18 protein-coding genes and 1 tRNA gene are annotated in these 19,784 nt (G+C 64.3%); 15 read left to right on the forward strand and 4 right to left on the reverse strand.

The genetic code is table 11. The annotated features are described in order from the left end of the window. Positions 1 to 273 precede the first annotated feature (273 nt). Positions 274 to 1,008, forward strand: coding sequence for an outer membrane lipoprotein chaperone LolA (gene lolA, locus ACQKRQ_RS22235; protein WP_132375650.1), 735 nt, complete (start codon positions 274 to 276; stop codon positions 1,006 to 1,008). Between the two features lie 76 nt (positions 1,009 to 1,084). Here lolA and ACQKRQ_RS22240 read toward each other — a convergent pair whose 3' ends face one another. Next, positions 1,085 to 2,005 (reverse strand): LysR family transcriptional regulator, encoded by a 921-nt coding sequence (locus ACQKRQ_RS22240; RefSeq protein ID WP_132375648.1) that lies wholly within the window; start codon positions 2,003 to 2,005, stop codon positions 1,085 to 1,087. Positions 2,006 to 2,175: 170 nt separating this feature from the next. On the opposite strand from ACQKRQ_RS22240, the gene speB reads away from it, so the two are divergent. Beyond that, positions 2,176 to 3,165 (forward strand): agmatinase, encoded by a 990-nt coding sequence (speB, locus tag ACQKRQ_RS22245; protein WP_427479425.1) that lies wholly within the window; start codon positions 2,176 to 2,178, stop codon positions 3,163 to 3,165. 79 nt (positions 3,166 to 3,244) lie between these two features. Here the strand turns inward: speB and cytX are convergent, their stop codons facing one another. Then, a complete protein-coding gene (gene cytX, locus ACQKRQ_RS22250) occupies positions 3,245 to 4,561 on the reverse strand; it encodes a putative hydroxymethylpyrimidine transporter CytX (protein WP_427479427.1) in 1,317 nt (438 codons plus the stop codon). A gap of 292 nt (positions 4,562 to 4,853) precedes the next feature. Here cytX and ACQKRQ_RS22255 point away from each other — a divergent pair, with 292 nt between their 5' ends. The 7 genes from ACQKRQ_RS22255 (at position 4,854) to ACQKRQ_RS22285 (ending at position 12,121) form a co-directional block, all read left to right on the forward strand. Beyond that, entirely contained in the window at positions 4,854 to 6,167 is a 1,314-nt protein-coding gene (locus ACQKRQ_RS22255; RefSeq protein ID WP_427479429.1) for a replication-associated recombination protein A, read from the forward strand. A gap of 103 nt (positions 6,168 to 6,270) precedes the next feature. Further along, positions 6,271 to 7,566, forward strand: coding sequence for a serine--tRNA ligase (serS, locus tag ACQKRQ_RS22260; RefSeq protein WP_427479431.1), 1,296 nt, complete (start codon positions 6,271 to 6,273; stop codon positions 7,564 to 7,566). A gap of 173 nt (positions 7,567 to 7,739) precedes the next feature. Then, positions 7,740 to 7,829, forward strand: a tRNA-Ser gene (locus ACQKRQ_RS22265). 389 nt (positions 7,830 to 8,218) lie between these two features. Next, entirely contained in the window at positions 8,219 to 9,520 is a 1,302-nt protein-coding gene (locus ACQKRQ_RS22270) for an NAD(P)/FAD-dependent oxidoreductase (protein WP_427479433.1), read from the forward strand. Next, positions 9,517 to 10,380, forward strand: a complete 864-nt coding sequence (locus ACQKRQ_RS22275) for a DUF1365 domain-containing protein (protein ID WP_427479802.1) — start codon at positions 9,517 to 9,519, stop codon at positions 10,378 to 10,380. Before ACQKRQ_RS22270 ends, ACQKRQ_RS22275 begins: the two co-directional genes overlap by 4 nt. Positions 10,381 to 10,392: 12 nt before the next feature. Next, positions 10,393 to 11,604 (forward strand): class I SAM-dependent methyltransferase, encoded by a 1,212-nt coding sequence (locus ACQKRQ_RS22280; RefSeq protein WP_427479435.1) that lies wholly within the window; start codon positions 10,393 to 10,395, stop codon positions 11,602 to 11,604. A 1-nt stretch (position 11,605) separates the two neighbouring features. Beyond that, positions 11,606 to 12,121 (forward strand): chalcone isomerase family protein, encoded by a 516-nt coding sequence (locus tag ACQKRQ_RS22285; RefSeq protein WP_427479437.1) that lies wholly within the window; start codon positions 11,606 to 11,608, stop codon positions 12,119 to 12,121. Here the strand turns inward: ACQKRQ_RS22285 and ACQKRQ_RS22290 are convergent. Beyond that, on the reverse strand, positions 12,081 to 13,073 hold the full coding sequence (locus ACQKRQ_RS22290) for an alpha/beta hydrolase (RefSeq protein WP_427479439.1): 993 nt from the start codon (positions 13,071 to 13,073) through the stop codon (positions 12,081 to 12,083). The genes ACQKRQ_RS22285 and ACQKRQ_RS22290 overlap by 41 nt on opposite strands. 366 nt (positions 13,074 to 13,439) lie before the next feature. Between ACQKRQ_RS22290 and map the strand changes: the two genes are divergently transcribed. The 6 genes from map to ACQKRQ_RS22320 all read left to right on the forward strand — a co-directional run bounded on the left by map (position 13,440) and on the right by ACQKRQ_RS22320 (position 17,836). After that, complete coding sequence (map, locus tag ACQKRQ_RS22295; RefSeq protein WP_408180668.1) at positions 13,440 to 14,225, forward strand: type I methionyl aminopeptidase; 786 nt, start codon at positions 13,440 to 13,442, stop codon at positions 14,223 to 14,225. A gap of 199 nt (positions 14,226 to 14,424) precedes the next feature. After that, positions 14,425 to 14,958, forward strand: a complete 534-nt coding sequence (locus ACQKRQ_RS22300) for a GNAT family N-acetyltransferase (protein ID WP_408180667.1) — start codon at positions 14,425 to 14,427, stop codon at positions 14,956 to 14,958. A gap of 222 nt (positions 14,959 to 15,180) precedes the next feature. Continuing rightward, on the forward strand, positions 15,181 to 16,029 hold the full coding sequence (gene minC / locus ACQKRQ_RS22305) for a septum site-determining protein MinC (protein WP_132375628.1): 849 nt from the start codon (positions 15,181 to 15,183) through the stop codon (positions 16,027 to 16,029). Positions 16,030 to 16,132: 103 nt separating this feature from the next. Beyond that, on the forward strand, positions 16,133 to 16,948 hold the full coding sequence (minD, locus tag ACQKRQ_RS22310) for a septum site-determining protein MinD (protein ID WP_063495093.1): 816 nt from the start codon (positions 16,133 to 16,135) through the stop codon (positions 16,946 to 16,948). Between the two features lie 14 nt (positions 16,949 to 16,962). Beyond that, the gene (gene minE, locus ACQKRQ_RS22315) at positions 16,963 to 17,217 is read left to right on the forward strand and encodes a cell division topological specificity factor MinE (protein WP_091796304.1); all 255 of its coding nucleotides are present in this window, start codon (positions 16,963 to 16,965) and stop codon (positions 17,215 to 17,217) included. Positions 17,218 to 17,524: 307 nt separating this feature from the next. Further along, positions 17,525 to 17,836, forward strand: a complete 312-nt coding sequence (locus ACQKRQ_RS22320) for a YXWGXW repeat-containing protein (RefSeq protein ID WP_132375626.1) — start codon at positions 17,525 to 17,527, stop codon at positions 17,834 to 17,836. Positions 17,837 to 18,084: 248 nt separating this feature from the next. On the opposite strand, the gene ACQKRQ_RS22325 is transcribed toward ACQKRQ_RS22320, so the two are convergent. Beyond that, positions 18,085 to 19,662 carry a chloride channel protein gene (locus tag ACQKRQ_RS22325; protein ID WP_427479443.1) on the reverse strand — a complete coding sequence of 526 codons (1,578 nt, stop codon included), beginning with the start codon at positions 19,660 to 19,662 and terminating at the stop codon, positions 18,085 to 18,087. Positions 19,663 to 19,784: the final 122 nt, after the last annotated feature.

Below are 19,784 nucleotides of genomic sequence, written 5' to 3' on the forward strand. Positions count from 1 at the left end.
GGGGCGGTGTGCCGCCGGTTGCGAAGCTGGGCGCCTGCGTTACCGCAGCGGGGAGCGGACGGCAAGCCGTGCTTCCACGACGTTCAGGCGCCGGCCGACTCTCTAAGGCTCGTTTAAGGCTGATTGCCTAAGCTGCTATAACACGTAAGCATGGCCGGCCGAGGGCAAGTCATCTGGCTTTGCGCCAGGCGCTCATCGCCGCGGGCACACAAGGATCGCCCGTGCGCCCGTGACCACGGCCGCTCAACGAATTCAATCAAGGGAGAAAACTATATGAAGCTATTCGCGCAGCAGCACGCTCGAGAGAATGCTCAATCCAGCCGTTTCGGTCAGCTTGCCCGCGCCCTCGTGCGTAGCGTGGGCAGCGTGGCGATCGGCGCGTCGGTGCTGTTCGCGTCGCAGGCGTTCGCGAGCGGCACCGAGCAACTGAAGGCGTTCGTCGCGCAAGTGCATTCGGCGCGCGGCACTTTCGTGCAGCAGGAAGTGCGGGCACCGAGCAAGGCGCAAAGTGCGAGCGGCACATTGTCGACCACGGGTACCGGCAAGACCGGCACGTCGAGCGGCACGTTCACGTTCGCGCGTCCCGGCAAATTCATCTGGCAATACGAGAAGCCGTATGCCCAACTGCTGCAGGCGGACGGCGACAAGCTCTACGTGTACGACAAGGATCTGAATCAGGTGACGGTGCGCAGCCTCGGCGGCGCACTCGGCGCGAGCCCGGCGGCAATCCTGTTCGGCAGCAACGATCTGGACAAGAACTTCACGCTGCGTGATGCGGGCGTGAAGGCCGGCATCGACTGGCTCGAACTGACGCCGAAGGCGAAGGACACGCAATTCCAACGCGTCGGCATCGGCTTCAAGGACGGCAATCTCGAAGCGATGGAACTGCACGACGTGTTCGGCAACGTGACTTTGCTGACCTTCTCGAACATTCAGAAGAATCCGCCGCTGCCGGCCGATGCATTCAAGTTCACGGTGCCGAAGGGCGCGGACGTGATCAACGGATAAGCCGCCTTGGGCGAGACGAAGTGCAGAGAAAGCCGCGCCCGAAAGCGCGGCTTTTTTATTGCGCGCGTTTTCTAACTTACTCGTCCACTTCCAGAACCTGCACCGGATGCGCGGCCTTCATGTCGTCGATGAACGCTTCGACGATATCCGTGCGATGCTGCCGCGCCCGCGTGACCATGTGGAACGCGACGCGGTAACGCATCTGCGCCGGATTCAGCGCGCCGAGCAGCCCTTGCTTGACGAACGGCGCCGCGAAATGCCCGGGCAGATAGCCGAGATGATGCCCGGAGAGCACCAGCATCGCGACCGCTTCCATGTTGTCGGCGACGGCGGTGACGTTCTGCGGCGTGGTCGAACTCTCGGCTTCGGGCAGCGGATAACTGCGCCACGCCCATTCATGCTGCGCGGCCTCGGCAGGCGGCACCTCGCCGGCTTGAGCGAACAACGGATGCCCTTTCGCGCAATAAGCGAACTGATCTTCCGCGAACACCTCGGTGTATTCGAGCGACGGCACGCGATGCCAGAAATAGCCGATGCCGATCTGAATCCGCCCATTCAACAGCAACTCTTCGAGTTCGCCCGGCGAGCGCACCAGAATCGAAAACCGCACCGACTGATCGCGCGCCCGGAAGCGGCCGATCGCGTCGCTGATGCGCGCGCTCGCCGACACCGGCGTGTGGCCTATCATGCCGATATCGAGTGTGCCGACGAGCTTGCGACCGACGTTGCGCGCCTGCATGCCGAAGGTGTCGACGGCTGAGAGCAGAGCGCGGGCGGCGTCGATGAACTGCTCGCCGCGCGCGGTCAGGCTGAAGCCGCCGCGGCCGCGCTCGCACAACCGGTAGCCGAGGCGCGTTTCCAGCGTGGCAAGCTGCGTGCTGATGGTCGACTGGCCGACGTTCAGGGTCGCCTGGGCCGGCGACACGCCGCCCGCGTCCACAATGGCGAGAAAGACGCGGATTAGCCGCAGGTCGAGATCGGTGAGCTGGGAGAACATAGGTCAGGATACATCGCTGAGAATCAATGTGAAGTTTATTCCGTCGGTATTTTAACTTCTCGAAAACTGCTCAAGAATCGAGATTCGCCCGGCAAGGCGCGGTTTTGATGCTTCTCCTCAGCCGGTCTGCACGATTTTGCTTGCTGCCCCCTTTTCATTGCCGAGACACGATGAATACCTCTTCCTTCATTTCCCCAGAAGCCGGCCAACGGCCGCAGCCGCTGTCCGGCAACGCGATGCCCCGCTGCGGCGGCATCGCGACGATGATGCGGCTGCCGAACGTCGGCTCGGCCGAAGGGTTCGACGCCTGCTTCGTCGGCGTGCCGTTCGACCTCGGGACCTCGAACCGCACCGGCGCGCGCTTCGGTCCGCGCCAGATCCGCAGCGAGTCCGTGTTGCTGCGTCCGTACAACATGGCGACGCGCGCGGCGCCCTTCGATTCGCTGCGCGTGGCCGATCTCGGCGACGTCGCGATCAATCCGTATAACCTGCACGATTCGATCAAGCGCATCGAAACCGCGTACGACGAAGTTCTCCAGCACGATTGCAAGCCGATCACGCTCGGCGGCGATCACACCATCGCGCTGCCGATCCTGCGCGCGATTCATCGCAAGCACGGCAAGGTCGGCCTGATCCACGTGGATGCGCACGCGGACGTCAACGACACGATGATGGGCGAGAAGATCGCGCACGGCACGCCGTTCCGGCGCGCGGTGGAAGAGGGCTTGCTCGATTGCGATCGTGTCGTGCAGATCGGTTTGCGCGGCACGGGCTACGCGGCGGAAGACTTCGACTGGTGCCGCGATCAGGGCTTCGAAGTGGTCCAGGCCGAGGCGTGCTGGAACCAGTCGCTCGTGCCGTTGATGGCGCGTATTCGCGAGCGTATGGGCGACGGTCCGGTGTACATCACGTTCGACATCGACGGGATCGATCCGGCCTTTGCGCCGGGTACGGGCACGCCTGAAATCGCCGGCTTGACGGTGCCGCAGGCGCTGGAAATCATTCGCGGCTCGCGTGGACTGAACATCGTCGGCTGCGATCTGGTCGAGGTCGCGCCGCCGTACGATCCGTTCGGCACGACCGCGCTGCTCGGCGCGAATCTGGCGTTCGAATTGCTGTGCGTGTTGCCGGGCGTCGAGTATCGGGCGTCCACGCGCTGAAGCGACTCACGCGATAAGAAAAGGCCTGCATTTGCAGGCCTTTTCGTATTTCTGGGTTCGCGTGACGCCCGCTCAAGACTCAGGCATACGCCGTCTTGCGCGTCGACACGAACACCAGATAGCACGCCGCGCCGATCACCAGCGCGGGCAGCGTCGCGCCGAGATTCGGCAGCCATTGGTTGATCGCCTGATACGCGACGATGCCAATGGCCCACGCGAGGAACGCGCTCAGATGCCAGCCGCCCGAAAAGCCGTAACGGCCGCGTACGTCGGCGAGCGCGGCGGCTTCGATGCGGCGCTTGCGCACGATGAAGTGATCCACCAGCACCACACCGAACAGCGGCGCGAACACCGAGCCGATCAGCAGCAGGAAGTTCTGATACTTCGCCATCGGCACGGCCACGGCGATCAGCGTGCACAACGCGCCGAACGCCGCCGACAACAGAGGCACGCTGCCGCGAGCCCAGACCGTGCCGGTCGACACCGCGGCCGAGTGGATATCGGCGAAGGCGTTGTCGACTTCGTCGATCAGGATCAGCAGCAAGGCGAGGCCGCCGCCGGCTTGCGCCAGCGCGCCCGTGAGCAGCGCGTCGCCGCCGCCTGCCGCGAGGCCGTAGATCGCGCCGAGCGCGTAAAACCAGATGTTGGCGATGCCGTAGCCGAGCAGCGTGCCGCGGAAGGTTTCGCCGGGGCGCCGTCCGAAGCGGGTGTAGTCGGCTATCAGCGGCAGCCACGACAGCGGCATGGCCACCACCAGATCGATCGCGCCGCCGAACGACATTTCACCCGTGCCCGGACGCTGCATCAGCGCAGCCAGATCGTGCTTGGCGAGCAGATTCCACGTGAGCCACGCCGCGCCGGCGAGCAGCAGCCAGATGCCCGACGTGCGCAGAAAGCGCCGCACGAACGACAGCGGGCCGCTGATCGCCAGCAGCGTCGCGAGCAAGCCGAAGATCAAGGTCCAGATGAGCGGCATCGAGAGGCCGAAGGCCTGTTTGGCGAGGGCGTCGGCGGAGTCGCGCATCACGATCACCTCGAACGAGCCCCAGCCGACCAGTTGCACCGCGTTCAGCACGGCGGGCACGGAAGCGCCGCGCACGCCGAGCGTCGGCCGCAGCGACGACATCGCCGCGAGCCCCGTATCCGTGCCGATGACGCCGGCCAGCGCCAGCAGCACCACGCCAATCACGCTGCCGATCACGATGGCCAGCAACGCATGCGGCAGCGACAATCCCGGCACCAGCAGCGCGCCCGCTTGCGCGACCAGGAGGCCGATGCCGAGCGAAAACCAGAGCGCGAACGCGTCGCCGGTGCGGAATGCGCGGCGCGCGTCGGGCACCGGCGTGAGCGGTGCGTAGGTGGAACCGGCGTCGCCGGCGAGTGGATCTTGTGCCATCTGTTCTTGTCCCTGTTGGTGTTGCTTGCAAACTTACCTGTGAAGTTGGGTCGGCGGTTGCGTTTGCTGTTATATCCGCGGTTGCTTATCGGGTTGCCTCATTCGCTGCCGGATTTCTGCCCGGCCCAGCCGCCCAAGTCCTGCCGGCGCGCCGCGCGGTCTTCGTCCGGGCGCCGTCACTGTCATAATGCAGGACGTTGCCCGCACTTTCGCGTGCTGGCGTGGCTCACCGGCAGTACGCCGCCTTCACACGGACCGCGTCCGGAAAAGCCGAGATTATCCCCAAAACGTCATGTTTGAAGAAACCCGTGCCAATGTTCCGCTCGCCGAACGCCTGCGGCCCCGCAATATCGACGAAGTGATCGGCCAGAAGCACCTGCTCGGCCCGAACAAGCCGCTGCGGGTCGCCTTCGAATCCGGCGAGGCCCATTCGATGATCCTCTGGGGCCCGCCCGGCGTCGGTAAAACCACGCTTGCCCGGCTCATGGCCGATGCGTTCCATGCCGAGTTCATCGCGCTGTCCGCGGTGCTCTCGGGCGTGAAGGACATCCGCGAGGCGGTCGAGACCGCGCAGATTCATCGCGCGAACGGCCATCAGACGCTCGTGTTCGTCGACGAAGTGCATCGCTTCAACAAGAGCCAGCAAGATGCGTTCTTGCCGCACGTCGAGTCGGGGCTGTTCGTGTTCGTCGGCGCGACGACCGAGAATCCGTCGTTCGAGGTGAACAGCGCATTGCTCTCGCGTGCGGCCGTCTATGTGCTGAAAAGCCTCAACGACGAAGAGCAGCGCGAGTTGCTCGAACGCGCGCAGCAGGAACTCGGCGGCCTCACGTTCACCGACGAAGCCCGCGACGCCCTGATCGGTTCCGCCGACGGCGACGGCCGCAAGCTGCTGAACAACCTCGAAATCGTCGCCCGGGCGGCCTCGCAGCAAAAGACCACCGAGATCGACGGCACCTTGCTCGGCAGCGCGCTCGCCGAAAATCTGCGCCGCTTCGATAAGGGCGGCGACGCATTCTACGACCAGATCAGCGCGCTGCATAAATCGGTGCGCGGCAGCAGCCCGGACGGTGCGCTGTACTGGTTCTGCCGCATGCTCGACGGCGGCGCGGACCCGCGTTATCTGGCGCGCCGCATCGTCCGCATGGCTTGGGAAGACATCGGCCTCGCCGATCCGCGCGCCGCGCGCATTGCGCTCGACGCCGCCGAAACCTATGAGCGCCTCGGCACGCCCGAAGGCGAGCTGGCGCTGGCGCAGGCGATCATCTATCTGGCGGTCGCGCCGAAATCGAACGCCGGGTACAACGCGTATAACGAGGCGCGCCGCTTCGTGAGCAAGGATCAGTCGCGCGGCGTGCCGGTGCATTTGCGCAATGCGCCGACCAAGCTGATGAAGGAACTCGGCTACGGTCACGAGTATCGCTACGCGCACGATGAACCCGATGCCTACGCGGCCGGCGAGACCTACCTGCCGGAGAACATGCGCGATCCGCATTGGTACGAGCCGACGCCGCGCGGGCTCGAAGGCAAGATCGGCGACAAGATGGCGCGTCTGGCGGAGCTCGACGCGCAGTGGCGCAGCGAGAACAAGCCGAAGAAGGGGTGAGGGTTTGCGGCGGCATCCGCACGCGTTCACCATCTAACGCACCGGCCGCCCGCGCCGGTGCGCTAAAATCCCACCTTCATACAACGAACACCCGCCCCATCCCATGCTCGACATACAGCTGCTGCGCAAAGACCTCGACGGCGTCGCCAAACGCCTCGCCGACCGCGGCTATACCCTCGACGTGGCGGCCTTCACCGCGCTCGAAGCGGAACGCCGCGATACCCAGACCCGTACCGAAGAGATGCAGGCGCGCCGCAACAGCCTGTCGAAGCAGATCGGCGCGATGAAAGGCAAGGGCGAGGACACGTCGGCGGTGATGGCCGAAGTGGGCGGCATCGGCGACGAAATGAAGGCGTCGGCGGCCAGGCTGGACGAGATCCAGAAGCGTCTGTCGGACCTGCTGCTCGGCGTGCCGAACCTGCCGCACGAAAGCGTGCCGATGGGCGATGACGAAACCGGCAACGTCGAAGTGCGCCGCTGGGGCACGCCGCGCCAGTTCGACTTCGAGGTGAAGGATCACGTCGATGTCGGCGCGCCGCTCGGGCTCGACTTCGAGACCGGCGCGAAGCTCTCGGGCGCGCGCTTCACCATGCTGCGCGGCCAGATTGCGCGGCTGCATCGCGCGCTCGCGCAGTTCATGATCGACACGCACACGCAGCAGCATGGCTATACGGAGATCTACACGCCGTACATCGTGAATCCGGAAATTCTGTACGGCACCGGCCAATTGCCTAAATTCGCCGATGACATGTTTCGCGTCGAGAAGGGCGGTGAAGAGAACACGGTTACGCAGTATCTGATCTCCACGTCGGAAATTTCGCTGACGAACACGGTGCGCGACAGCATCCTCGAAGCGGACGCGCTGCCGGTCAAGCTGACCGCACATTCGCCGTGCTTCCGCTCGGAAGCGGGCTCGTATGGCCGCGACACGCGCGGTTTGATCCGCCAGCATCAGTTCGACAAGGTCGAGATGGTGCAGATCGTCGCGCCGGAAGCGTCTTACGACGCGCTGGAAGAGATGGTCGGCCATGCTGAGGCGATTCTGCAGAAGCTGGAGCTGCCGTACCGCGTGATCACGCTGTGCACGGGCGATATGGGCTTCTCGGCGGCCAAGACGTACGACCTGGAAGTGTGGGTGCCGGCCCAGAATACGTATCGCGAAATTTCGAGCTGCTCGAACACGGAGTCGTTCCAGGCTCGCCGCATGCAAGCGCGTTATCGCAATGCGCAGGGCAAGCCGGAGCTGGTGCACACGCTGAACGGTTCGGGTCTGGCCGTGGGCCGTACGCTCGTGGCGGTGCTCGAGAACTTCCAGAACGCCGATGGTTCGGTCACCGTGCCGGTGGCGTTGCGTCCGTACCTCGGCGGTGTGGAGCGGCTGGAATTGCCGGCGGCCTGATTCGAGCGCGGCGGGTCGCCGTTGACGTTTCCAGGCCTCTTCGAAAAATTTTTGTCGAGGGGCTTGGAAATCGAATTCAGCTGTTTTATAATCTTTTTCTCCCAAGCAACGACCCGCTTGGATCTGACTCTGCAGTGACCCAAGCAACCTCGTTGCTGCGAGTAAGAAGACCCGGAAAGGTGGCAGAGTGGTCGAATGCGCTGGACTCGAAATCCAGTGTACCTTTAGGGGTACCGTGAGTTCGAATCTCACCCTTTCCGCCAATTCAGAAAACAGGCCCTTCGGGGCCTGTTTTCGTTTCTGCTGAGCGCGTTCGGCAATTCTCGTGGCGATCGATCAATGGATCGAGCCGCTGACCGCGCCGAGAGTACCCACAGTTACCGCATCAGCTTCGTCTCGCGGTCGCCGCGCGATCGAGCGCCACGTCAACATTCCGCGATACAACTCCACATCGATCTCCGCCATCGCTCCGAATTGCGGCGCAACGACTCACTGTCCATTGTCGTCCGCAGACCGGCCGCCAAACTGAATCGACTCCGCAATCGCGGCTAAACGCATCCATTCCCTTCCTCGCTGCGTAAATCCCCTCAAGGACGCGCAACCCCGCCACACCCGACTGACCAACCGCGCGCCCCGACCAGGAGACGCGCCCATGCCCCATTCCGCACCGACCTCACCACTACCGCGCGGCTCGCGGGTCGCGGTCATCGGCGCCGGCATTTCGGGTCTGGCCAGCGCGTATCTGCTGGCGCGCAATCATCGGGTCACGCTATTCGAATCGGCCGGCTACCTGGGCGGCCATACCAACACGGTGGACGTCACGCTCGACGGCCACACGCACCCCGTCGACACCGGCTTCCTGGTGTTCAACGACCGCACCTATCCGAACCTGCTCGCGCTGTTCGCCGAACTGGGCGTGCAATCGCACCCGAGCGACATGACCTTTTCGGTCTCGCTCGACGAAGGCCGCCTCGAATGGGCCGGCACCAGTCTGAACACGGTGTTCGCGCAGCGCCGCAACCTGTTGTCGCCGACCTTCATCGGCATGCTGCGCGACATCATGCGTTTTAACGGCAGCGCGCAACGCAACCTCGAACTGGCGATTCAAACGCGCGCGTCGATGGGCGAACTACTGACTGAAGGCGGCTACGGCGGCGCGTTCCAGCGTCAATATCTGCTGCCGATGGCCGCCGCGATCTGGTCGAGTGCCACCGCCGACATCCTCGCGTTCCCGGCCACCACCTTCTTGCGCTTCTGCCTGAACCACGCGCTGCTGCAGGTGAATCGCCGGCCGCAGTGGAAGACCGTGGTCGGCGGCGGTCGGGAGTACGTACAGCGCCTTGCAAGCACGCTCGACGACGTCCGCATCGGCACGGCAGTCCACGGTGTGCGGCGCGACGCGGACGGCGTCGACGTCTTCACGGACAACGGCACCGAGCGCTTCGACGCGCTGGTGCTCGCCACTCACGCACCGACCACACTGCGGCTGCTGGAAGACGCCGATCAGGACGAGCGCGGCGTGCTCGCGGCGGTGCGCTATCAACCGAACGTCGCGGTACTGCACACGGACACGAACCTGCTGCCGCGTCGTCAGCGCGTATGGTCGGCGTGGAATTACCTGGGCCGCCGCAGTATCGACGGCATGCATCCGGTGTGCGTCAGTTATCTCGTCAATCAGTTGCAGCCGCTGCCGTTCAGGACGCCGCTCGTCGTCACGCTCAACCCAGTGACCCAGCCTGCGCCGGGCACCGAACTGCGCCGCTTCGTCTACGATCATCCGCTGTTCGATCTGGCCGCGATCGACGCGCAGCATCGTCTGCCTTCACTGCAGGGCAAGCGCCGCACATGGTTCGCGGGCGCATGGACGGGCTATGGTTTTCACGAGGACGGTCTGAAATCGGCGCTGCGCGTTGCCGCCGATTTTGACGCATCGCCGCCATGGGCCAGGTTATGAAACCGCCGGGCGATAGCGATAGCAACACTGCCGCCACGGTTCCGGCGGCCTGGCTTCTGACCGGCAAGGTGATGCACGAGCGACTGCGGCCAAAGCATCATCGCTTCACGTATCCGGTGTTTTACGTGCGCTGCGACCTCGATCGACTGGCCTCGCTCGATAGCGGCTGGTTCGGCATCGACCGATGGCGGCCGCTCAGTCTGTATCGACGCGACCACGGTCCGCGCGACGGCCGCGAACTCGCCACCTGGATGCGCGAGCAACTATCGGCCGCGGGCGTCGAAGAAGCGAACGGCCGGATCTGGTTGCAAGCTTTCCCACGCGTGTTCGGCTACGCGTTCAATCCGGTCAGTTTCTGGTTCTGTCACGACCGCGACGGCCAATTGCGCGCGCTGCTGGCCGAAGTGCGCAACACATTCGGCGAGCGCCACAGCTATCTGCTCAGCGCAAACGGCAACGCGCCGATCGCCGCGAATACGCGGCTCATGTGCCGCAAAGTGCTGCACGTGTCGCCGTTTTGCCGCGTGGAAGGCGGCTACGCCTTCCGCGTGAGGGAAGCGTCCAACAGCGCGTCGGTCTCGATCGATTATCACGACGCCGACGGTCTGTTGATCCGCACCGCACTGGGCGGCCGCCTGACGCCGCTAACTCGCGCGAGCGCGCTCGCCGCGCTGCTGCGTCAGCCGCTGCTGACCGTTGGTGTCATCGCGAGAATCCACTGGCAGGCCTTGCGCCTTGCTCTCAAGAAAGTGCCGTTTCACGGCAAGCATCCCGCGCCGGCCCGCAGCGGCGACGCGCCCACCGACCACGCCGCAGCCGGCCAACCATCCGCCGCCGCGCGCCCCCTTTCGTCCGATTGAGGAAATTCAGCCATGGCGCTTTCAAGAACCCTGAGCGGGCACCAAACCGCCCCCGCGTCAGGCCGTCTCTTTCTCTCGTTGCTCGAACGGATCCAGGTGGGGCATCTGGTTCTGATCACGCCCGACGGTCAACAGCGCGTGTTCGGCGATCCGCATGCGGCGCCCGCGGCGCGCCTGGAGTTGCGTGACTGGCGCGCGTGCGGCGCGATTCTGCGCAAAGGCGATATCGGTTTCGCGGACGCGTGGCGCGCCTTCTGGGTCGATACGCCCGACCTGGCCGCGCTGCTGCGCGTCGCGATCCGCAACGAGCGTGCGCTGCAACGCACGGTGTATGGCGGCTGGCTCGCGCAACTCTGGTACGGGCTGCGCCATAAGCTGAGGCCGAACACGTGTTCGGGCAGCCGGCGCAATATTCACGCGCATTACGACATCGGCAACGCGTTTTACGCGCAGTGGCTCGACGCGACCTTCACGTATTCGAGCGCGGTGTTCGACGGCAATGTCCATCAATCACTCGAAGACGCGCAGCGTGCGAAGTATCAACGGATCGTCGATACGCTCGGTTTGCGCGAAGGCATGCGCATTCTGGAAATCGGCTGCGGGTGGGGCGGGTTTGCGATGCACGCGGCGCGTCTGGGCATCCACGTGCATGGCGTGACGATCTCGCCGGCACAACTCGAATTCGCGCAGCAGCGCGTGAACGAAGCAGGCCTGAGCGATCGCGTGCAACTCGAATTGCGCGACTACCGCGGCTTGACCGGTCAGTACGACAGCATCGTATCGATCGAAATGTTCGAGGCCGTCGGCGAAAAATTCTGGCCGGCGTACTTTCGCATTCTGCGCGAACGTCTGCGGCCGGGCGCTCGCGCGCTGGTGCAAACCATCACGATCGACGACTCGCACTTTGCCGCTTATCGCGCGACGAGCGACTTTATCCGCGAGTTCATCTTCCCAGGCGGCATGTTGCCGAGTCCGCAGCGTTTCACGGAAGCCGCACGGCGCTGCACGCTCGTGACGCGCACGTCGCTCGCTTTCGGCCGCGATTATGGGGAGACCTTGCGCCGCTGGCGCAGCGCGTTCGAAGCGCAACTCGACACGATCCGCGCGCAAGGCTTCGACGAGATTTTCGTGCGCACGTGGCGCCTATATCTGGCGTATTGCGAAGCCGGCTTCGACGAAGGGCGCACGGACGTGATGCAGTTCGTGCTCTCGAAGGCCGACTGACGTGCGCGCGTTCACCGCTCTCGCGCTGATGTTGTGGGCAAGCGCCGCCTGCGCCGATTGGCGCGGCGACGTGCAATCCGCGCAACTCGTCGGCGAAGGCGATTTCAGTGTGTTCGGCTTCCGGCTCTATCGCGCGCAGATGTGGAGCGAACGCGTGCCGGTCGATTACGACGAACGCTTCGCGCTGCACATCGTCTACGCGCGCGGCATCAAGCGCGAACGCCTCGCGGACACCGGTATCAGCGAGATCAAACGCCTGGCTGCCGCGCCGATTCCGGCCGATACACTGGAACGCTGGCGCGCGGACATGCTGCAGGCCTTCGTGGATGTCGGCCCCGGCGATCAGTTGAGCGCGGTGTATCTGCCGGACAAAGGCGTGCGTTTCTATGTCGGCGACCGCATGACCGGTGAGTTCGACGATCCTGCGTTCGCGCGCGCGTTCTTCGGCATCTGGCTCGATCCGTCGACGCGCGCGCCTACTTTACGCAAGCAATTGCTGGGCACGGCGGCGCGGTAGCCGAATTCGCGCGCTGCCGGCGCATTTGATAAATGTCGCCTTGCACATCATCCGCACCGTCACGCGAACGCCGCGCTTCATTGTTCGCCTGCTTGTGGATAAATGCGCTTGCATCGTCGAGCACCGGCGCAAAGCCGCGCAACGGTCCGGCAAACGCGCCCACCAGCAGCGCGTGCCCGACGCGCGGATAGTGCTTCACTTCGACATCCGCGTCGCCCAATGCACGCAATTTCGCCGCTAGCCTATCGGTGTTGCCCGGATCGACGGTGGTATCGCGCTGGCCTGCCGCGAGGAAGATCGGCGGCTCGTCGCCAGCGACAAAGTTGATCGGCTGACTCGCGGCGCGCAACGCGGGCGGGAAGATTTCCTCGAGCGTGGCGTCGTTCAACGGCAAAAAATCATATGGGCCGGCCAGGCCGATCACACCGCCGATATCGTTTTTGTTCATTTGCTGCGCGGCGAGATAGCGGCCGTCGGTGGCGAGCAGCATCACGATATGCGCGCCCGCCGAATGTCCCATCAGGAAGATTCGCGACGAGTCGCCGCCGAACTCGGCCGCGTGGTCGCGTGCCCAGCGCACGGCCGTGGCCGCATCGTCGACGAAGCCGGGGAAGGCGGTGCCGGGCCACGTCCGATAGTCGGGCAGCACGGCGACGAAGCCGTGCGACGCCAGCGCCGCGCCGACGAACAGGTAGCTGCTGCGCGAGCCGGTCTGCCAACTGCCGCCGTAGAAGAACACCACGACCGGGCGGCCGTGTGAAGCGGCTGGCGACGCGTCGGTGGTGGGCACGTAGACGTCGAGTTTCTGGCGCGGCGCGTTGCCGTAAGCCAGGCCGTTCTCGGCCCGGAAATGCTTGTGCGATACGGCAGCGTTGAGCACGCCGGCGGCGCTGCAGCCGCCCAGAGCGGCGAGCGCCAACGCGGCGGTCAAGGTAAGCAGGCGTCGAGGCATGAGAGTCGGATCCGTTCGAAGAGATGCTTTCGAACCATGTACGCGTGAATCCCGCAAGCGGATGCAGGCGGCGCTTGGCTTCGATCGGACGCATCGATAAGTCATGCTGATTTGTCGCCGGACTCCGACATGGCTATGCTCCTCAAATGGTTCGCTACCCAATGCCGCGGACATCTGCCGTTCACGCGATGCGACGACCCAAAAACGCGCACGCAAAAGCCTCCATTCTTCCGAGCAAAACGTCGCAACGAAATCCCCGGCGCGGCGATTCTGGCGCGGCTCGCCGAGGCTCGGCGGCGATCCTCTGTACAATTGGCCGATCGATTTGAACATCGACCTCCCATTCGACCCACATCGACCGAATTCATGGCCATTACCTACAAGACTCCCGACGACATCGCCAAGCTGCGCATTTCCGGCCGCCTCGCGGCCGACGTGCTGGCGATGATCGGCGAGCACGTCAAGGCCGGTGTCTCCACCGAAGAGCTGGACGCACTGTGCAACGACTACATTGTCAATACGCAAAAGTCGATTCCGGCAAATGTCGGCTATTTGGGTTTTCCGAAGACCGTGTGCACCTCGGTCAACTCGGTGGTGTGCCACGGCATTCCGAATCGCGGCGAGATCCTGAAAGACGGCGACATCATCAATATCGACGTCGCGATCATCAAGGACGGCTACTTCGGCGACACGAGCCGCATGTATTGCGTCGGCCAACCGAGCACGGTGGCGCGCCAGCTGATCGACACGACCTATGAAGCGATGCTCGCCGGCATTCGCGAAGTAAAGCCGGGCGCCACGCTCGGCGACGTGGGCCACGCGATTCAGAAGGTTGCGCAGCGCGACGGCTTCTCGATCGTGCGCGACTATTGCGGGCACGGCATCGGCAAGGTCTACCACGAAGACCCGCAAGTGCTGCACTACGGCCAGCCGGGGCAGGGCGTGCGTCTGAAGCCGGGCATGGTCTTCACGATCGAACCGATGATCAACGCCGGCCGCGCGGGCACCGCGGTGCAACGCGACGGCTGGACCGTGGTCACCAAGGACCGCTCGCTGTCTGCGCAATGGGAACATATGATCGCCGTGACCGACGACGGCTATGAACTGCTGACACCGTGGCCGGACGGCACCGGTAGCTACGAAGCGCCATGACCATGCATGGCGTGTACTGCGTCCGGTCGCATGCGCCGGAGGCAGGCGCGCGGCATGCTGCTGAGTCTGGATATGCTCCATATGTAGCCTCCCAAGGGGACTTCCTGCGGCGCGTGCCACATTCCGGTAAAGAATGATTTGACTCTCGCGCCGGTTCGGTTAAAGCTACGCCTTAGGGTTTCAAGGGGTTTTCGTCTGCATGAGTCCGTCATTGACCGTTCGCCGTATCGCCGCTGATCAGGGCGCCGTTTTCCGCGAACTCCGTACTGCGTCGCTGCGGGAGGCGCCCTATGCCTTCGGCGCCACGCTCGAGGACGCGTTGTCGGCCGACGCCGCCAGTTTCGACGCCACCGCCGCGGATCACGCGGTTTCCTTCATCATCACCACCTTCATCCTCTACACCGAGGGCCATCCAGCGGGACTGATCGAAGCGCACTTCGACGACACCGCGGCGCGCCGCGCATTCGTTTGCGAACTGTGGGTGGCGCCGGCCGTGCGTCATCTGCGGGGCGGCGAGCTGCTCGTCGATTCGGCCGCCGCGTGGCTCTCGAATGAAGGCGCCACGGAAATCTACGCGTGGGTCGCCGACGCCAACCGCAACGCCATGCGCTTTTACGAGGCGCTCGGCTTCGGTCCGACCGGCGAGCATCGGCGCGTCATGCGCGCACCGGACCAGGCCGAAAGCCTGCTGGTGCGACACGTGCCGACCACGTCCCAGGTGTTTCAGCAGTGATCTCGCGAGCGGCGCAACAGTCTGCCGCTCGATTCCCTTCCGCGTCTCTTCAGCGTCTGTCGCCGGGTCATCGGCGCGATGCGCGGCCTGAATGGCCACTGCGAGGCCGTCGCGTTGCCTGTGCAGGGCCGCGTCGTCATCGTGGCGGCCCGTTCTCCCGGCAAAAAAGCTGGCCGCGCGCGTCGACGCCTGTAAAATACGCAAAATTTTTTGCCGAACGCTATGTCGCCCAAGAAATCGCCCTTTTTCGAACTTCGCAGCGGCTCTGTCGACACGCTCCTGTTCGTGGTCAAGACAACCGACCTCGACGCCATGCGTGCCGAACTGACCCGGCGCTTCGAGGCGACCCCCGAATTTTTCGCTAACGACGTCGTCGCGATCGACGTGCGCCGTCTCGCCGAGAACGAACGCGTGCCGCTCGCCGACATCGCGCAACTGCTCGACAGCGTGCGCATGCGTCCGGTCGGCGTGGTCGCCAACGCGCAGCAGACGTGGGCTGCGGAGTCGCAGTTGCCGCTTCTGGAAGCTCGTGACCGCCGCGGCGCCGCCGCGAAATCCGCGGACGAAGACAGCGCCAACGCCGCCGCAGCGGCGCCGGTCGTCACCGCCGCCACGGCCACGCCGCCGGCCGATCTGTTCGAGCTCGCCGCCGGCACGCCGGAAAACGGCACACCGGCCACGGCCGCCGCCGTCGAACCCGCTCCCGCCGCGGAGCCGGTGCGTCTTGCCACGTCGTCGCAAACCATGGTGGTCGACAAGCCGCTGCGCTCCGGCCAACGCATTTACGCCAAGGGCGACCTGGTGGTGCTCGGGCTCGTGAGCTACGGCGCCGAAGTGATCGCGGAAGGCAACATCCATATTTACGCGCCGCTGCGCGGCCGGGCTTTGGCCGGCGTGCAGGGCAATCACGACGCGCGCATTTTCTGCACGTGTCTCGAGCCGGAACTCATCTCGATCGCAGGCATCTATCGAACGACCGAGAACCCATTGCCGGCCGACGTGCTCGGCAAGCCGGTGCAGATCTGGCTCGAAGAAGAAAAGTTGATGATCGAACCGCTGCGGCTCACGTAAGCGACGTGAAGCGCGCTGCCTCGATCGATCTGAGGCACGCTGCGTTTCACGGCAAATATGGCCGCGCATAATTGACGAATTTGACGAACACAAGGTAAGGGTAATGGCAAAAATCATTGTGGTGACTTCGGGCAAGGGTGGCGTGGGCAAGACGACCACGAGCGCGAGTTTTGCATCGGCCCTCGCTCTGCGTGGCAGCAAAACCGCCGTGATCGACTTCGACGTCGGCCTGCGTAACCTCGACCTCATCATGGGTTGTGAACGCCGCGTGGTGTATGACCTGATCAATGTGATCCAGGGCGAAGCCAATCTGAACCAGGCGCTCATCAAGGACAAGAAGTGCGAGAACCTCTTTATCCTGCCGGCCTCGCAGACGCGTGACAAAGACGCGCTGACGATGGAAGGCGTCGAGAAGGTCATCAACGATCTGATCGCGATGGACTTCGAATTCATCGTCTGCGATTCGCCGGCCGGTATCGAATCGGGCGCGCTGCTCGCCATGCATTTCGCCGACGAAGCGCTGATCGTGACCAATCCGGAAGTCTCGTCGGTGCGTGACTCGGACCGCATCCTCGGCATTCTGTCGTCGAAGACCAAACGTGCAATCGAAAGCAAAGAACCGATCAAGGAACACCTGCTGATCACTCGCTACAACCCCAAGCGCGTCAGCGAAGGCGAAATGCTGTCGCTGACCGATATCCAGGAAATTCTGCGCATCGATCTGATCGGCGTGATTCCGGAATCGGAAGCGGTGCTGCACGCATCGAACCAGGGCTTGCCGGCGGTGCATCTGGACGGCACCGATGTGGCCGAAGCCTATAAAGACGTCGTGTCGCGTTTCCTCGGCGAGCAGAAGTCGCTTCGCTTTACCGACTACCAGAAGCCCGGGCTGCTGCAGCGCCTCTTCGGCACCAAGTAAGGGGAGCGCACGTAATGTCGATTCTTTCGTTTTTGCTGGGCGAGAAGAAGAAGTCCGCGTCGGTAGCGAAGGAACGCCTGCAGTTGATCATCGCGCATGAGCGCGCCGGCGGCCATGCGCCTGCCGATTACCTGCCTGCGTTGCAACGCGAATTGGTGGCCGTGATCTCGAAGTACGTGAAGATTTCCAATGACGATATTCGCGTGAGTCTCGAACGTCAGGACGATCTCGAAGTGCTCGAGGTCAAGATCGAAATACCGCAGGCCTGATCGCTTAAAGCCTGTTTCCTCTCGCGGCCGGTTTCTTATGACGTGCTGCGCGCTTCGCTGCGTTGCGTCGAGATGACGTGACGCAGAGTGGTGCGCGAGCGCGCCGCGCTGTTGTGCCGTTTCGTTATTCCCACTTCCCTCGGTGTTCGTGCGCGCGTGCATGGGCTTGCTCGCGCGCGCCGGCCGCGCGTCGAAATAATCCGTTGCACTTCGGCGTGCGGCGTTACACGCCCGCAGTCAGCCGCTTTGTTCCCTCGCGCATTAAACGGGTAACGCCGTCTTCGGTGTTCACCTACAGAGGGAAAACATGAACAAGACCTTTCGTTTGCTGCTTGCCAACACCGTATTGATCGCCGCCGGCGCAGCCACAGTGGCATCGGCTTCGGCCGCGGAAGTCGTCGTGATCGCGCCGTCCGCGCCGCCGCCGGTGCGCTACGAAGCCGTGCCGGCGCCGCGTGTCGGCTACGTGTGGGATCACGGTCATTGGCGCTGGGATCACGGCCGCTATGTGTGGGTCGGCGGTCACTGGCAAGCCGAACGTGTCGGCTATCACTGGGTGCCGGGCCACTGGGTCGCGCATGGTCCGAACTATCACTGGGTTCAAGGTCACTGGGCGTAACGCTACGGACTTACGCAGTGCGCGGCGCGGCGCGGTGAATACCGCGTGTGCCGCCCCTTCCATTTCGACAAGCGCAGACAAATGCAGGCGCCGCGCACGCACTCGGCGTAGCGCTCGCCCGCGCGCGTTTCAGGAAACCATGTGATGAAAAAGAATCTGCTTCTGATCGCCGTGCTGGCGGTCATGCTGGCCGGCTGCGTCGTCGTGCCGGCGCGGCCGGTGTATCTGCGCGCGCCGGCCGTCGTCGTTTACTGACGCGGTGTGCCGCGGTCGGTGTCTTCGGCTGGCGGCTCACCGTCGGCTCGCCCAGCGGCCGGACCGGGAGCGTTGACCTGCGGAGCGCTGCCGCTGGCGTGTTCGGCAGGCGGCTCGCTATCGGCTCTCTCCACAACCGGAGCGGGCGCGTCGACTTGCGGAGCGCCACCATCGGCATCTTCGGCAGACGGCTCGCCGTCAACTTGCGCCGCGGCCGGATCTGTCGGTTCGACGTCCGGCATTTCTGGCGTCGGCGCGCTCGCGGCTTGCGACAGTGGCGCCATATAGCGCGCCGCCAGCGCCTCGTACAGCGGCGGCGCGAACAGGCGCGACACGCGGCTCGAAATCAACGCGGTGGCCATCAGCGAGATCACCAACGCGTGGCCGTTGATCATCTCCATCACGATCACGAACGAGGTGATCGGCGACTGCGTGACGGCGGCCAGATAGCCGACCATGCCGAGCGCGATCAGCATCGGCAGATCCATCGAGCCGAACACCCTGTGCAGCAGATTGCCGAAGCCCGCGCCGATCGCCAGCGACGGCGCGAAGATGCCGCCCGGAATGCCCGGCAGGTAAGAGCCGACCAACGAGATCATTTTCAAGAACGGATAGAAGACGGACGACTGCACGTGCCCGTCGAGCAAGCCGCGCGCTTCCGCGTAGCCGCTGCCGAAAGTCGTGCCGCCGGAAATCAGGCCGACCACCGCGATCACCAAACCGCACAGCGCGGCGAACGCAACCGGCCGCTCGCTATGCAACTGACGCAGCGGCGCCGGAATCCAGCGCGCGGTATTCAACAGCAGCCAGTCGAACAAACCGCCCGCAAGCCCGGTGACGACGGCAGTGAGCAGCACCGCGAGCGCCAGCAGATCGGGAAAGTTCGCGCCGATCTGAATCGTGCCGAAATAGGTGTAGTTGCCATTGACGCCGAGTGCGATCACGCCGGCGATGATGATCGCGGTGATCAGCACGCCGCTCGCGCGCGCCTCGAAGCTGCGCGTCAATTCCTCGATTGCGAAGACTATGCCGGCGAGCGGTGTATTGAACGCCGCGGACAGACCCGCCGCCGCGCCGGCCAGCACCAGTTGCCGCTCGATCAGCGCATTCGAACGGGGATAGAGCCGGCGCAGATTGAACATCAGCGCGGCGCCGACCTGCACGGTCGGCCCTTCGCGGCCGATCGTCAAGCCGCCGAGAATCGCCAGAAACGACACGGCGATCTTGCCGAACAGAATTCGAAACGACAGAAGCCGCGCGCCGTATTCGCTGGGTTTCGAGTGAAGAGTGGCGATGACCTGCGGAATGCCGCTGCCTTCGGCGCCGCGGAAGAATTTGCGCGTGAGCCAGACGGCGAGCGCCGTGACCGCGGGCGTGATGATCAAGGGCGCCCACACGTGCCGTTGCTGCACGGAGTGGAACTCGCTGTAGCCCCAGTCGATCAGTCTCGCGTACAGCACCGCGACGAGCCCGACCGCAATCGCGCCGAGCCAGAAGATGCCATATTGGCGCCAGAGTCGCTTCGCGCGTCGAACGATGGCGGAAGATCGGAGCGGAATGGGCCGGGACATGAGCGAGTGTTGTCGCAAAGGGTGCAGTATAAGGCGCGCCGGGCCCGTAAACCGATATGAAAGTATTTTGAAATGGTGTAAAAGGGCTGCGTGAAAGGGGCTGGGCGTAACCGCCGCATTGA

This window comes from Paraburkholderia sp. NPDC080076 (genome assembly GCF_050281145.1).
GTDB lineage: Bacteria > Pseudomonadota > Gammaproteobacteria > Burkholderiales > Burkholderiaceae > Paraburkholderia.

Excerpts from the sequence above, each read along its gene's own strand:
- lolA (WP_132375650.1), top strand. The coding sequence starts at position 274 with ATGAAGCTATTCGCGCAGCAGCACGCTCGAGAGAATGCTCAATCCAGC.
- ACQKRQ_RS22240 (WP_132375648.1), bottom strand. The coding sequence starts at position 2,005 with ATGTTCTCCCAGCTCACCGATCTCGACCTGCGGCTAATCCGCGTCTTT.
- speB (WP_427479425.1), top strand. The coding sequence starts at position 2,176 with ATGAATACCTCTTCCTTCATTTCCCCAGAAGCCGGCCAACGGCCGCAG.
- cytX (WP_427479427.1), bottom strand. The coding sequence starts at position 4,561 with ATGGCACAAGATCCACTCGCCGGCGACGCCGGTTCCACCTACGCACCG.
- ACQKRQ_RS22255 (WP_427479429.1), top strand. The coding sequence starts at position 4,854 with ATGTTTGAAGAAACCCGTGCCAATGTTCCGCTCGCCGAACGCCTGCGG.
- serS (WP_427479431.1), top strand. The coding sequence starts at position 6,271 with ATGCTCGACATACAGCTGCTGCGCAAAGACCTCGACGGCGTCGCCAAA.
- ACQKRQ_RS22270 (WP_427479433.1), top strand. The coding sequence starts at position 8,219 with ATGCCCCATTCCGCACCGACCTCACCACTACCGCGCGGCTCGCGGGTC.
- ACQKRQ_RS22275 (WP_427479802.1), top strand. The coding sequence starts at position 9,517 with ATGAAACCGCCGGGCGATAGCGATAGCAACACTGCCGCCACGGTTCCG.
- ACQKRQ_RS22280 (WP_427479435.1), top strand. The coding sequence starts at position 10,393 with ATGGCGCTTTCAAGAACCCTGAGCGGGCACCAAACCGCCCCCGCGTCA.
- ACQKRQ_RS22290 (WP_427479439.1), bottom strand. The coding sequence starts at position 13,073 with ATGCCTCGACGCCTGCTTACCTTGACCGCCGCGTTGGCGCTCGCCGCT.
- map (WP_408180668.1), top strand. The coding sequence starts at position 13,440 with ATGGCCATTACCTACAAGACTCCCGACGACATCGCCAAGCTGCGCATT.
- ACQKRQ_RS22300 (WP_408180667.1), top strand. The coding sequence starts at position 14,425 with ATGAGTCCGTCATTGACCGTTCGCCGTATCGCCGCTGATCAGGGCGCC.
- minC (WP_132375628.1), top strand. The coding sequence starts at position 15,181 with ATGTCGCCCAAGAAATCGCCCTTTTTCGAACTTCGCAGCGGCTCTGTC.
- minD (WP_063495093.1), top strand. The coding sequence starts at position 16,133 with ATGGCAAAAATCATTGTGGTGACTTCGGGCAAGGGTGGCGTGGGCAAG.
- minE (WP_091796304.1), top strand. The coding sequence starts at position 16,963 with ATGTCGATTCTTTCGTTTTTGCTGGGCGAGAAGAAGAAGTCCGCGTCG.
- ACQKRQ_RS22320 (WP_132375626.1), top strand. The coding sequence starts at position 17,525 with ATGAACAAGACCTTTCGTTTGCTGCTTGCCAACACCGTATTGATCGCC.
- ACQKRQ_RS22325 (WP_427479443.1), bottom strand. The coding sequence starts at position 19,662 with ATGTCCCGGCCCATTCCGCTCCGATCTTCCGCCATCGTTCGACGCGCG.